This window comes from Kribbella endophytica, from assembly GCF_054781295.1.
Map to the genome: position 1 here is coordinate 1,543,269 of NZ_BAAGUR010000001.1, position 11,729 is coordinate 1,554,997.

At 69.7% G+C, this 11,729-nt stretch carries 14 protein-coding genes; 8 read left to right on the forward strand and 6 right to left on the reverse strand.

Annotated features, from left to right (window positions below):
* The first annotated feature begins 26 nt into the window (after window positions 1-26).
* Entirely contained in the window at window positions 27-1,295 is a 1,269-nt protein-coding gene (locus ACYVIO_RS07475; protein ID WP_460649916.1) for an FAD-binding oxidoreductase, read from the forward strand.
* Between the two features lie 74 nt (window positions 1,296-1,369).
* Here ACYVIO_RS07475 and ACYVIO_RS07480 read toward each other — a convergent pair whose 3' ends face one another.
* Window positions 1,370-2,278, reverse strand: a complete 909-nt coding sequence (locus ACYVIO_RS07480; protein WP_460649917.1) for an SH3 domain-containing protein — start codon at window positions 2,276-2,278, stop codon at window positions 1,370-1,372.
* Window positions 2,279-2,513: 235 nt separating this feature from the next.
* On the opposite strand from ACYVIO_RS07480, the gene ACYVIO_RS07485 reads away from it, so the two are divergent.
* The 3 genes from ACYVIO_RS07485 (at window position 2,514) to ACYVIO_RS07495 (ending at window position 3,968) form a co-directional block, all read left to right on the forward strand.
* Window positions 2,514-3,293, forward strand: coding sequence for an enoyl-CoA hydratase/isomerase family protein (locus ACYVIO_RS07485; RefSeq protein WP_460649918.1), 780 nt, complete (start codon window positions 2,514-2,516; stop codon window positions 3,291-3,293).
* A gap of 96 nt (window positions 3,294-3,389) precedes the next feature.
* A complete protein-coding gene (locus tag ACYVIO_RS07490) occupies window positions 3,390-3,545 on the forward strand; it encodes a DUF6131 family protein (RefSeq protein WP_460649919.1) in 156 nt (51 codons plus the stop codon).
* Window positions 3,546-3,620: 75 nt separating this feature from the next.
* Window positions 3,621-3,968: a YciI family protein gene (locus ACYVIO_RS07495; protein ID WP_460649920.1), complete on the forward strand. Its 348-nt coding sequence runs from the start codon at window positions 3,621-3,623 to the stop codon at window positions 3,966-3,968.
* Here the strand turns inward: ACYVIO_RS07495 and ACYVIO_RS07500 are convergent.
* Complete coding sequence (locus tag ACYVIO_RS07500) at window positions 3,919-5,325, reverse strand: MFS transporter (protein WP_460649921.1); 1,407 nt, start codon at window positions 5,323-5,325, stop codon at window positions 3,919-3,921. The genes ACYVIO_RS07495 and ACYVIO_RS07500 overlap by 50 nt on opposite strands.
* A gap of 176 nt (window positions 5,326-5,501) precedes the next feature.
* On the opposite strand from ACYVIO_RS07500, the gene ACYVIO_RS07505 reads away from it, so the two are divergent.
* Together ACYVIO_RS07505 and ACYVIO_RS07510 are read left to right on the forward strand one after the other, a co-directional pair.
* On the forward strand, window positions 5,502-5,858 hold the full coding sequence (locus tag ACYVIO_RS07505; protein WP_460652068.1) for a YciI family protein: 357 nt from the start codon (window positions 5,502-5,504) through the stop codon (window positions 5,856-5,858).
* 33 nt (window positions 5,859-5,891) lie between these two features.
* Window positions 5,892-7,127 (forward strand): RNA polymerase sigma factor, encoded by a 1,236-nt coding sequence (locus ACYVIO_RS07510; RefSeq protein WP_460649922.1) that lies wholly within the window; start codon window positions 5,892-5,894, stop codon window positions 7,125-7,127.
* Here the strand turns inward: ACYVIO_RS07510 and ACYVIO_RS07515 are convergent.
* Window positions 7,117-7,290 carry a CsbD family protein gene (locus ACYVIO_RS07515; protein ID WP_460649923.1) on the reverse strand — a complete coding sequence of 58 codons (174 nt, stop codon included), beginning with the start codon at window positions 7,288-7,290 and terminating at the stop codon, window positions 7,117-7,119. The two genes, ACYVIO_RS07510 and ACYVIO_RS07515, sit on opposite strands and share 11 nt — an antisense overlap.
* A gap of 133 nt (window positions 7,291-7,423) precedes the next feature.
* Here ACYVIO_RS07515 and ACYVIO_RS07520 point away from each other — a divergent pair, with 133 nt between their 5' ends.
* Window positions 7,424-8,179, forward strand: coding sequence for a hypothetical protein (locus tag ACYVIO_RS07520; RefSeq protein WP_460649924.1), 756 nt, complete (start codon window positions 7,424-7,426; stop codon window positions 8,177-8,179).
* Here ACYVIO_RS07520 and ACYVIO_RS07525 read toward each other — a convergent pair.
* Both ACYVIO_RS07525 and ACYVIO_RS07530 read right to left on the reverse strand, forming a co-directional pair.
* On the reverse strand, window positions 8,176-8,727 hold the full coding sequence (locus tag ACYVIO_RS07525) for a DUF4240 domain-containing protein (RefSeq protein ID WP_460649925.1): 552 nt from the start codon (window positions 8,725-8,727) through the stop codon (window positions 8,176-8,178). The genes ACYVIO_RS07520 and ACYVIO_RS07525 overlap by 4 nt on opposite strands.
* Window positions 8,728-8,785: 58 nt before the next feature.
* Entirely contained in the window at window positions 8,786-9,733 is a 948-nt protein-coding gene (locus ACYVIO_RS07530; RefSeq protein ID WP_460649926.1) for an aldo/keto reductase, read from the reverse strand.
* 104 nt (window positions 9,734-9,837) lie between these two features.
* On the opposite strand from ACYVIO_RS07530, the gene ACYVIO_RS07535 reads away from it, so the two are divergent.
* Window positions 9,838-10,410, forward strand: coding sequence for a transglutaminase-like domain-containing protein (locus ACYVIO_RS07535; protein WP_460649927.1), 573 nt, complete (start codon window positions 9,838-9,840; stop codon window positions 10,408-10,410).
* On the opposite strand, the gene ACYVIO_RS07540 is transcribed toward ACYVIO_RS07535, so the two are convergent.
* A complete protein-coding gene (locus ACYVIO_RS07540; protein ID WP_460652069.1) occupies window positions 10,403-11,506 on the reverse strand; it encodes a LacI family DNA-binding transcriptional regulator in 1,104 nt (367 codons plus the stop codon). The two genes, ACYVIO_RS07535 and ACYVIO_RS07540, sit on opposite strands and share 8 nt — an antisense overlap.
* Between the last annotated feature and the right edge of the window lie 223 nt (window positions 11,507-11,729).

Below are 11,729 nucleotides of genomic sequence, written 5' to 3' on the forward strand. Positions count from 1 at the left end.
TGAGACCAGGGAGAACGGAGCGCGGGATGAGCGTGCAGGTGATTCAGGCAGTCGGCGCCGACGTGGTGGCGGGACTGCTCGGGAACGGGTTCAACGGCGCGATCCACCAGCCGGGCGACGCGCAGTACGACGAGCAGCGGCGCGCGCTGGTGCCGACCTTCGACTCGCGCCCGCTGGTGGTTGCCGAGGCGTACGCCCGCAGCGACGTCCAGGCGGCAGTGCGGACGGCGCGTGAGTACGGCGTACCGATCGCGGTCCAGGCGACCGGACACGGCACGCGAGTGCCGGCCGACGGCGGGATCCTGCTCAAGACGTCCGCGATGACCTCGCTCCTGATCGATCCCGAGCGCCGGATCGCCAAGGTCGGACCGGGTGTGCGCTGGGGCGCCGTCCTCGACGCGGCCAAGGATTTCGGACTCGTCGCGCTCGCCGGCTCGTCACGCGACGTCGGCGTGACCGGCTACACGCTCGGCGGCGGTGTCGGCTGGCTGGCCCGCAAGTTCGGGTACGCCGCCGACAGCGTGATCCGCGCCGAGGTGGTCACGGCCGACGGCCGCGTCGTGACGGCGACCGCGGACGAGCACCCGGACCTGTTCTGGGCGATCCGCGGCGGCACCGGCAACTTCGGCATCGTCACGTCGCTCGAGTTCCGCCTCTACCCGGTCAGCGAGGTCTACGCCGGCATCCTCTACTTCGCCGCCGACGCCGCGACCCTGAAGGCGTACCGCGACTGGACCACGACGATCCCCAACGACCTGAGCACCGCGATCACCCTGTCGACCCGGAACGGCCGTCGCGTGATCGGCCTCAAGGTCCTGTACGCCGGGGACGCGGCGCTCGCCGAGCACCTGCTCAAGCCCCTGTACGCCGCGGCCGGCCCGATTCTCGACGGCGAGCTGCGCACGACCCCCTTCGCCGAGACCGCGATGGGCGGTACGCCGGCCCGCTACCTCGACCTGGTCGACGAGCTTCCCGACGACCTGCTCGACGAGCTCGCGGCACTCGACGGTCCGACTGTCGAGATCCGCCACTGGGCCGGCGCGATGGCCAACCCCGGCCCCGGTGCGGGACCGGTCGCGCACCGCGAGGCGCCGTACTCGCTGATCATCGACCAGGAGGTCCCCGAGCTCGCCGAGGTGCTGCGCTCGAGCGGTCGCACGTTCGTCAACTTCCTCGCCGACCCGGCCCGCGCCTCCTCGGCGTACGCGAAGAACGACCACACCCGGCTGCGCGCGATCAAGCGGCGCTACGACCCGGAGAACTTGTTCCGGCTGAACCACAACATCAAGCCCTGAACGCCCTGGGACGTCGAAAGGGCCCGGACGTGGTGTCCGGGCCCTTTCGGCAGGGCGGTGGTGCCCCGAGCTGCTTAGACCGTGCCCTCGCTGCCGTAGACGGTGACGTGGACGTGGTCGAAGTGGTTGGCGGTCGTCCCGCCGCGGTCCTCCATGCCACGCCAGCCTTCGCTGCTGCGCTGCACGGTCCAGATCCGCTGCTCCCAGATGACCTCGCTGACGCCGAGCTCCTTGGAGTGCGAGCGCACGTACGCCGCGATCTCGTCGCCGGCCGAGCCGGACACCATGATGTCGAGCGCACGACCTGAGCCGTGCTCGCCGCCGTCGCCGGAGCGCACACCGCCGTACGACGAGACCGACGGGAACAGCGCGCAGACCGCACGGTGCACCCGGATCGCGTCGGCGGACAGGCCGTCCTCGACACCGGAGCCGGACGAGCAGGCCTTGGACGAGACGCCTCCGGCGACCTCTTCGACCGGCTTGGTCGCGGCCAGGTACTCGGCCTTGACCCAGCGGGCGACGTCGTCGCGGACGATCTGGGCCCAGATGCCCTGGACCTCGCCGGTGACCGAGACCTTGCTGCCCTTGGACAGGACGGTCAGCAGGGTGCCCTTCTGCTCGGGCGCGGTCCAGACGTTCAGGTCCGTGGTGGTGAACTTGCTGCCCGTGATCTTCAGAGCCTTGACGGTCTCCGCGGCGCGGGTCTTCGCCGACTTCGTCGGGATCGGCGCCTGCTTCTTCAGGTGCTTGGCGGCCGGCGGGGTCTTCGCCTTCGCCGTCGGCGGCGTGCTCGGCTTCAGGTTGAGCGAGGGGCGGTACGCGTCCCGGCTGGTCTGGACGTCACGCGCAAGCTGCAGGGGAGAGCTTGCGAGCGGAGTGTCGACCTGCGGGGCCTGGTCGGGAAAAGCAACTGCCGACCCGGTGGCCAACAGCGCCACCGCCGCGCCGGGGACCGCGACCTTCACGATTCCGGTGCGGATCACCTTCGGGCGCGGTTGACGGTGCCGCGCCTGTCTATGCCGTCCTTCAGTCACTGGATTCCCATTCTGCCGAGACCAAAACGTTATCGACCGGAGGAGTCAAGCACAGAAACCACTCGGTCTCCCAACTCCGCGCGAGTTTTAACGCATTGCGAACGTGTCGCCGTCGAACAAACCGCTGACCGGAGTGTGATCTTGCAGGCGGCGGCACTCCGTACGGTCTGTTTCACTGCGTGTCATGGATCAGGGCTTCAGGATCGTGACCGGTGAGGTGTCCCGGCTGGTGATCGACCGGGTCGACAAGCGCAACGCCCTGACCCGGGAGATGTGGGAGGCGCTGCCCGGACTGCTCGAGCCGCTCGCGGTGGACCCGGCCGTCAAGGTGCTGGTGGTCTCCGGCGCGGGCCCGACGTTCTCCGCCGGGGCGGACATCTCCGAGCTGGTCGCCGGCGCTGATCCGAACGATCCGATGGCCGAGATCCGGGCCGCGAACCTGCGCGCCCAGGCGGCGCTGCGGGAGTTCCCGAAGCCGACGCTCGCGGTGATCCGCGGGCACTGCATCGGCGGTGGGCTGGAGATCGCGGTCAACTGCGACTTCCGGTTCGCCGCCCACGGCAGCACGTTCGGCGTCACGCCGGCCCGGATCGGCGTGGTCTACCCGCCGGCCGCGATCAAGGTGCTGCTCGACCTGGTCGGACCGGCGACGACGAAGTACCTGCTGTTCAGCGGCGAACTGCTGTCCGCGGGTCAGGCCGAGCTGAAGGGCCTGGTCGATCGCGTCGTCGCGGCCGACGACCTGGACGTGGACGTCGACGCGTTCGCCGCGAAACTGGTCGCCCGGTCGCAGCTGACGATCCGCTCGGCCAAGGAGACGGTCAACTCGCTGCTGGCCGACGACGCCACCGGCGCCGACGCCGCGGCGTACAAGCGCTACCAGGAGACGATCTCGAGCGGTGAACTGACCGAGGGTGTGCGCGCGTTCACCGAGAAGCGCACGCCGCACTTCGGCTGGAACTGATCAAACGATCGTTGGACGTTTGGCCCGGTGGTCCGTTGGGGCACCTGTGTCGGGCCGCCACCCCCGCCTGGGCGGCGTCACGACTAAGGAGAAGAAATGCTCATCCTCGGACTGATCCTGCTTCTGCTGGGATTTTTGCTGAAGATCTCGATCCTGTGGACCATCGGCATCATCCTGCTCGTGGTCGGAGCGGTGCTGTTCATCCTCGGCTCGACCGGTCGCGCTGTCGGGGGACGACGCCACTGGTTCTGAGTTGCGCAGCTGAGCGACCGGACCCCGCAGGCCTTCGGGCTTGCGGGGTCCCGTCTTTTCGTTAGCATCCCGAGGATGAAGTACCTCGTGCTCATCTTCGGCAACACCGACAACACGTGGACCGGTTCGGCCGAGGACGTCGCGGCGATCAGGTCCCTGACCGAGCTGAAGCACGCGCTGGCCGCGTCCGGCGAGCTGGTCAGCTCCGAAGGGCTGAACTTCCCCAGCTCCGGCAAGGTCGTGCAGCTCCGCGACGGCGTCCGGGTGATCACCGACGGCCCGTTCGGCGAGGCGAAGGAGCAGATCGCCGGCTTCTTCATGATCGACACCGGCGACGAGCGGGCTCAGGAGATCGCTGCGCAGGTCGCTGCGATCATCGGTGACCGGGTTGAGCTACGGGGGACTCTGCTCTCGGCTCCGTAGACGGCTTGCGGGTCATCAGCAGCGCTGCGCCGACCAGTCCGACTGCTACGAAGGCCCAGCACGCTGCGAAGGCGACGCGGTAGCCAGCGGTCAGTCCAGCTGGGCTGGAGCCGCTGCTGTGCGCCGTAGCGACAGCAGACAGTACGGCGATGCCGACTGCTCCGCCGATCTGGAAGCTGGCGTTCTGCAGGCCTGATGCGACTCCGGCGTCGTCTCCGGCCACTTCAGCCAGGGCAGAGATGGAGCCGGCGACCGTACCGGCGCCCAGGCCTGCTCCGAAGATGGTCAGCCCCCAGAAGGCCAGCTCGAAGTAGCCGGAGTCCACCGTCAGCCTGCTCATCGCAGTAGCGCCTACGCCTGTCAGCAGCAGGGACACAGCGGCGACCGGGCGGGCGCCGATCCGAGTGACCAGGTTCTGCCCGACCATCGAGCCGCAGACCGCAGCGGCTGCCAGTACCGAGGACATCAGCCCGTACTGGATGGCCGAGATGCCTAGCGCGAGCTGGGCGTACTGGGTGTAGACGTAGTTCAGGCCGAACGCTCCGAGCCCGAAGGCGATCGTGATCAGGTTCCCACCGACCAGTGCGCGCGAGCGGAACAGTCGCAGCGGCACGAGGGGAGCTGCCGATCTCTTCTCCACCAGGACGAACAGGGCGAACAGGCCGGCGGAGACCAGCGCCAGCAGCGTGGAGCGACCAGCTGACGAGTCCGGCGCCTCGATCACGGCGTACACGAGCACGATGAGTGCTGCGGTCACGGTGACCGCTCCGGTGAAGTCGAAGCCTCGCTTGCCGGGGCCACGGCTGTCCTGCAGCAGAACTGGCGCCAGTGCGATCACCAGCAGGCAGACCGGCACGTTGATGAAGAAGATCCACTGCCAACCGAGTCCGTCCGTCACCGGACCGCCGATCAGCGACCCCGCCGTACCGCCGACGCCGCTGGTCGCTCCCCAGATACCCAGCGCCTTGTTGCGCTCCGGACCGTCCGGGAACGTGGTCATCACGATGGAGAGCGCACTGGGAGCCAGTACGGCGGCAGCGATGCCCTGCAGTCCGCGGGCCAGGACCAGCGCGTCACCTGACCAGGCGAAGCCGCAGAGCAGGGAGGGGCCGGCGAAGACGGCCAGACCGATGATCAGCACCCGCCGTCGGCCCAGCAGGTCGGACACCCGCCCGCCCAGCAGGAGCAGGCCGCCGAACATCAGCGCGTAGCCGCTGGGGACCCACTGGACGCCACCGGACGAGAAGGTCAGCTCCCGCTCGATCGACGGGACGGCGACCAGCACGATCGACGCGTCCAGGATGATCATGAAGCCGGTCAGGCAGAGCAGGGCCAGCGCGAGCCAGCGTTTCGCCATGAGGTCCTCCGTACGGCGGAGCGCCCGGGATGGGCGCTGTCACGGGAGTACGTCGGTACTGCCGGGCGTCGGCTCGACATTTGCGCGGTGTCGATTCCGGGGAGCTTGTTACGACGTACCGGGCGAGAGGGGTTACAGGGACCTCGTCGACCGTCAGGATGGTGACCGTGAAGTACATGCTGCTGATCTACTCCAACCCGGAGAGCTGGGCGGGACTGTCCGCCGAGCAGCGGGAGGACCTGTCGCGGTCACACCAGGACCTGACCCGGGAGCTGACCGAGCAGGGCCTGCTGGTCAGCGCGGCCGGGCTGGCCGACCCCATCACCACCCGGACGGTCTCGGTGGACGCCGACAACACCCGCAACACCACCGACGGCCCGTACGCCGAGGCCAAGGAGCACCTGGCGGGCTTCTATCTGGTGGAGTGCGAGGACATCGACCAGGCGATCGACTACGCCGCGCGGATGCCGGACGCGAAGTATGTGGCGGTGGAGGTCCGGCCGGTGATGGACGCGTCCGGGCTGGAGATGTGAGCGCCGCGTGGCTGAGCGCTGCGAGGTGGGGTCGTGAGTGACTTCGAGCTCCTGCTGCGGGAGCAGACGCCGCAGGTGCTGAGTGCGCTGGTGCGGCACTACGGGCACTTCGACCTGGCCGAGGAAGCTGTCCAGGAGGCACTGCTCGCGGCATCCCAGCAGTGGCCGAGCGAGGGCGTGCCGGACAACCCGCGCGGCTGGCTGATCCGCGTCGGCTCGCGCCGGCTGACCGACCTGCTGCGCAGTGAGTCGGCTCGGCGGCGGCGCGAGGAGAACGCCGCCACGATGGCTGCGCCGGAGGAGTTCGTTGCCCCGAGCCCCGAGATTGACGACCCAGGCGGTCGCGACGACACGCTGACGTTGCTCTTCCTGTGCTGCCACCCGTCGCTGTCGCCGGCTTCGCAGATCGCGCTGACGCTGCGCGCAGTCGGCGGTCTCACCACCGCACAGATCGCCGCCGGGTTTTTGGTGCCTGAGGCAACGATGGCGCAGCGGATCAGCCGAGCCAAGCGGAGCATCAAGCAGGCCGGCTCGTCGTTCGAGATGCCGCCGGAGGCCGAGCGGGACGCGCGGATGGGCGCGGTGCTGCACGTGCTGTACCTGATCTTCAACGAGGGCTACACCGCGTCGTCCGGTGACGACCTGCACAGCGCGGAGCTGACCACCGAGGCGATTCGGCTGGTCCGCGGCGTACGGCGGTTGCTGCCGGACGACGGAGAGGTGGCAGGGCTGCTGGCGCTCATGCTGCTCACCGACGCGCGCCGACCGGCCCGGACCGCAGCGGACGGCTCACTGATCCCGCTGGAGGACCAGGACCGGACGAAGTGGAACAGCCCGGCCATCGTCGAGGGCGAGCATCTGGTCTCGGACGCGCTGGCCCGGACCCAGCTGGGCCCGTACCAGGTGCAGGCGGCGATTGCCGCCGTACACGGAACTGCCGAGCGGGCTGAAGACACCGACTGGCGGCAGATCGTCGCGCTGTACCAGGTGCTCGAGCAGATCTCGGACAACCCGATGGTCCGGCTCAACCACGCGGTCGCGGTGGCCATGGCCACCGGGCCGAAGGAGGGCCTCGCGTTGCTCGAACCGCTGGAGTCCGACGGTCGGATGAAGGACCACCACCGGCTGGAGGCCGTCAAGGCCCACCTGCTGGAGATGTCCGGCGACCTGGACGGCGCCCGGGCGAGCTACCTGCTGGCAGCTCGCCGGACAACGTCGGTGCCGGAGCGCGACTACTTGCAGTCCCGCGCCGAGCGCATCACTTCTTGAAGGCGTCCTTGACCTTCTCGCCGGCCTGCTTGAGGTCGCTGACGCTCTGATCAGCCTGGCCTTCGGTCTTCAGGTCGTCGTCGCCGGTCACCTTGCCGACGGCCTCCTTGGCCTTGCCTGCCAGGTCCTCCGCGGCGTTCTTCGCCTTGTCCGCCAAGCTCATCGTGCTTGTCCTCTCGTCGGGTGACGGTCCGCCGGCGCCCCCTGCGGCCACCGGCGAACCGTCGGCGGCACCCCCCGTCCGAAGTGCCGCTTACTGAGTTGGTCGGCCCGGCCCGTGGATGTGTCACGCCGGGGTGACCCACCTCACGCCGTACGGCGGGGTCGCGGTGGTCGGTGTCATGTGTCAGGTTGGGCTTGTGGACCTCACCAAGGCGTCGCTGCTGCGCGAGATGCTGACCGGCACCGAGCTGGGCACCCGGACCACGTCGTTCGCCCACTCGCTGCGGCGCTACACGACGCGCAGAGGCGGGCTGATGCTGTTCGGCCCGCCCGAGGACGAGCCGTGGCACCTGACCGCGCACCTGGACGACGAGCTGCACCGGGCCGGGGTGGAGGACGTCAGGCCGTCGCTGGTCCGCTGGGCTCCGCCGCCGGACGCCCCGCCGCACCTGGCGATCGGACTGGACCGCCTCCGCGACTCCGGCAAGGGCGAGTCGCTGCTGATCGTCTCCGAGGCCAACCCGGCGGACACCCTGCTGGAACGCATCGACGACGTACGGCGCCGCGGTACGACGATCTTCAGCATCGACAACGGGAACCGCGACCTGGCGTCGCTGTCCCACGAGTCTCTGGTCCCCGAGTTGCTCGTCCCCGCTGGGCTCGGCAGCTGGACGACTCATCCGGTGGTGGGCGACCGCGGTGACGAGGTCCTGGCGGACCGGGAGCCTCTGTCGGAGGAAACCCTGACCGCTCTGCAGGAGGCGGTCGCAGGCTTCGAAATGACCCAGCACCTGGTCAGCCTCGCCGCCGCCGACCCGGACGCAGGCCAAGCCGGCTGGCGCCGCTCGCTGCGCAACTTCATCGAACGCATCGGCGGCGAACCGGCCTAGGCCTCCATGTAGAGCGCGGCCAGCCGCGGGAAGCGCGACTGCAGCTCCCCCTTGTCGTCGAAGTCGAACTCCTTACCCGCCGGCACGTCCGGCGAGTCCGGCGTACCCGCATCGACCGCGGCCCAGAACGCCTTCTCCGACCCGGCGACCGCGCTGTAGGCCTCCGCCCCGACCGCGAGCACCACCTCCCCGTCGAACAGCTCGGTGGTGTCCTCCAGGTCCTCGTCGACCACATCGGCCAACGAGTCCGGATCAGCCAGCGCGGCCTCCCAGACCTCACGCCCCTGCACCACCAGCCACCCGCGGAAGTGGTCGAAGGAGTCGTCCCCCATCCCGCCGTTCAGCAGGTACGACGCACCCCACAGATCCCACCGGTAGGCCTGGCTCAGAAGCAGCTCGAACTGCACCCCGAACCCCACGATCTCCTCGGCGGCCAACCCACCGAGCTCCTTGATCAGCGCATCCGCGACCCCGTCCGGATCCACGACCGTGTCGTCAACCTGCTCCCGGGCCGCATCCACCAGCCCCCAGAATCCATCCCTGTCCACCCCCAAAGCGTGGCACGAAACCCGCTCTCGGGAGGAGGCCCTGAGACCAACCTTCTGCTCACCAAGCTTCGTCCAAGCGAGCGCGTACGTCGGTGGGCAGCTCCAGGCGGACACCCGAGAGGGCCTGGGTGAGCTGGGCCGGGGTGCTAACGCCGACGACTGGGGTGACGGCGGGGGAGCCGCCGGTGAGCCAGGCGAGGACCACCTCGCTGCGGGTGACGCCGAGGTCGGTGGCTGCTTGGGTGAGGGCTTCCAGGCGGCGGGTGGTGCCGGGGTGGTCGAAGGCCTCCTGGAACGGGCGGTCGGCGCGCTCGTAGCTGCCGGACATCAGGGGGCTGTACGCGAACAGCTCCTGCTCCGGGTTCTGCTCGGCGTAGTCGAGGAACTCGTCGGTGATCCAGCCGAAGCGGTGGTCGTGGGCCTGGTTGCGGACGAAGGGGCGGGGCTGCAGGTACGAGTAGCGCAGCTGCAGCGCGGTCGGTCCGGTGACGCCGAGGCGCTCAGCGATGCCCCGGGCGCGCTCGACTCGCCAGAGCGCGTAGTTGGACAGTCCGACCCGGCCGATCGTGCCGGCGGCCGCGTGCTTGCCGAAGGCGGCGACGGTCTCCTCCAGCGGGGTCTGCAGGTCGTCGCGGTGCGCCAGGTACAGGTCGACGTGGTCGATGCCCATTCGCCGCAGCGACGTCTCCACTGCGTCGTCGATCGCCTTCGTGGACAGCCCCTCCGTGTGCTCCGGGAAGCTGCCCGGCCACAGCGGCTCACAGCCGACCTTGGTGGCCACCTTCACTCTCTCCCGTACGCCGGGCCGCTGCGCGAACCACCGCCCGAGCAGCTCCTCGCTCTTCCCGCCACGCCCGCTCGGGTCCACCCAGAACGCGTAGCAGTCGGCCGTGTCGATCCACTGCCCACCTGCGTCGACGTACTGGTCCAGCAGAGCGAACGACGTCCGCTCGTCGATCGTCGTACCGAACACCATCGCCCCGAGCGCCATCTTCAGATCAGTCATGCCCGCAACGATCTGATCTGGAGTCCACTCCAGGTCAAGCTCGACGCTCGCTGGTCGAGACAAAGAGTTTCACATCATGGATGCTGAGTGTCAGACTCCAAGCTGTGAACGATTTCCTGGCGGTTGACGAAGTGATCGACGCGACCCACCCCGCCATCACCGAGACCGCGGCCCGGCTGCGCCGTGACCATCCCGGTACGACGGACTTCGCGCGCGCCGCCTTCGAGTTCACCCGCGACGAGGTGAAGCACTCGATGGACATCGGCGACCGCCGTCCGACCGTTGCCGCGTCGGAGGTGCTAGGCCACGGCGCCGGGCTCTGCCACGGCAAGGCGCACCTCCTGACCGCACTGCTCCGCGCGGAGGGCGTCCCGGCCGGCATCTGCTACCAGCGCCTGGCCGACGGCAAGGGCGGCTTCTTCCTGCACGGCATGACCGCCGTACAGCTCGACGGCACCTGGTACCGGCAGGACCCGCGCGGCGACAAGCCCGGCGTCACGACCGAGTTCTCGCTGACCGACGAGCGCCTCGCCTACGAGCCGGACCCGTCCCAGGGAGAAGCCGACCTGCCGGGCGTCTTCGCCACACCCGACCCCGGCGTGGTGGCAGCCCTCCGTTCGACCGACGACGTCATCGCCCTCGTCGCGAACGGCGGCCTGCCCGGCGATCTCAGCTGAGACCCTGCCCAGCGGTCTTCCCGCGCGTAGACGTCCGTACGACGAGCTCCGGTGTGAAGGTGACCCGCTGGTGCTCGTGGTCCGGGTTGGAAGACTCGTCGAGCAGCAGTTCGGCGGCCGTCTTGCCGAGCAGGTGACGCGGCTGCCGCACGGAAGTCAGCGGTACGGCGGCAGCCGCGGCGAACTCGATGTCGTCGTACCCGACGATCGCCAGGTCCTCCGGCACGCGCAGCCCAAGGCTGACGCACTGCTGCAGCAGCCCCAGCGCGAGCAGGTCGTTCGCGCAGAACGCCGCCGTCGGCCGGCGGTCCGCCGGAAGCCCAGCTAGCCGCTGGCCGGCGCCGCGACCCTCCGCGACGGTCAGCGCGGCGGTAGTGAGCTCGACCAGGTTCTCCGCGGGCAATCCCGCGTCCTGCAAGGCGTTCCGGGCACCTTCGAGCCGGTCGGTGACTTGGCCGATCGTGTTCGGCCCACCGACAAAGGCGATCCGCTCGTGACCGAGCTCGATCAGATGCCCCAGCGCGACCTCGCCGCCGAGCACGTCGTCCACCGCGACCGAGCAGTGCATGCCCTCGTCGAGCGAACGGTCGACCACCACAACCGGCGTACCGCGCATCGGCAGCGTGGTGATCCGCGGCGTGTGCGGGTCGATCGGCGTGATCAGCACGCCCTGGACGCGTTGCTGCTCGAGCAGATCGAGGTAGTCGGCCTCGCGCGCCGCGTCCTCGTTGCTGTTGCAGAGGAAGACCGACAGGCCGGCCTCGCGCGCCGCTTCCTCCACGCCCTTGGCGACGTCGGTGAAGAACGGGTTGCCGGCGTCGAGCATGAGATACGCCAGGATCCGGCTGCTCCCCGCGCGCAACTGCCGGGCCGACTCGTTGCGGACGAAGCCGAGCGACTCCATCGCCGCCTCGACCTTGGCCCGGGTGGCGGGGCTGACCATTTCCGGCCGATTCAGCACATTGGACACGGTCCCGAGCGACACTCCCGCGGCCGCGGCGACGTCCTTGACCCCAGCCGCTCCGCGTCCACGACCGCGCCCAGCAACCCGAGCTGCAGGCGTCGCGGTCTCACCCGGTACGGCGGCAGCCGGGATCCGCTTGACCGGGACGCGCGGCGTTCTCCCTGTCCGCGGGGCAGGCGTTCCGCCTCGCGAAGGGGACGCTCCGGTCCTCGGGGCCGCTGCTCCGCCACGCGGCGTTCCGGCTCGTGGCGTGGCGGAACCTGTCCGCGGTGCGCCCGTTCGGGGAGCGCTGGAACGTGGCGCAGGCGTGCCGCTTCTCGGCGTACCGGCGGCTCGCTGCGAGGCGCCGCCGCGC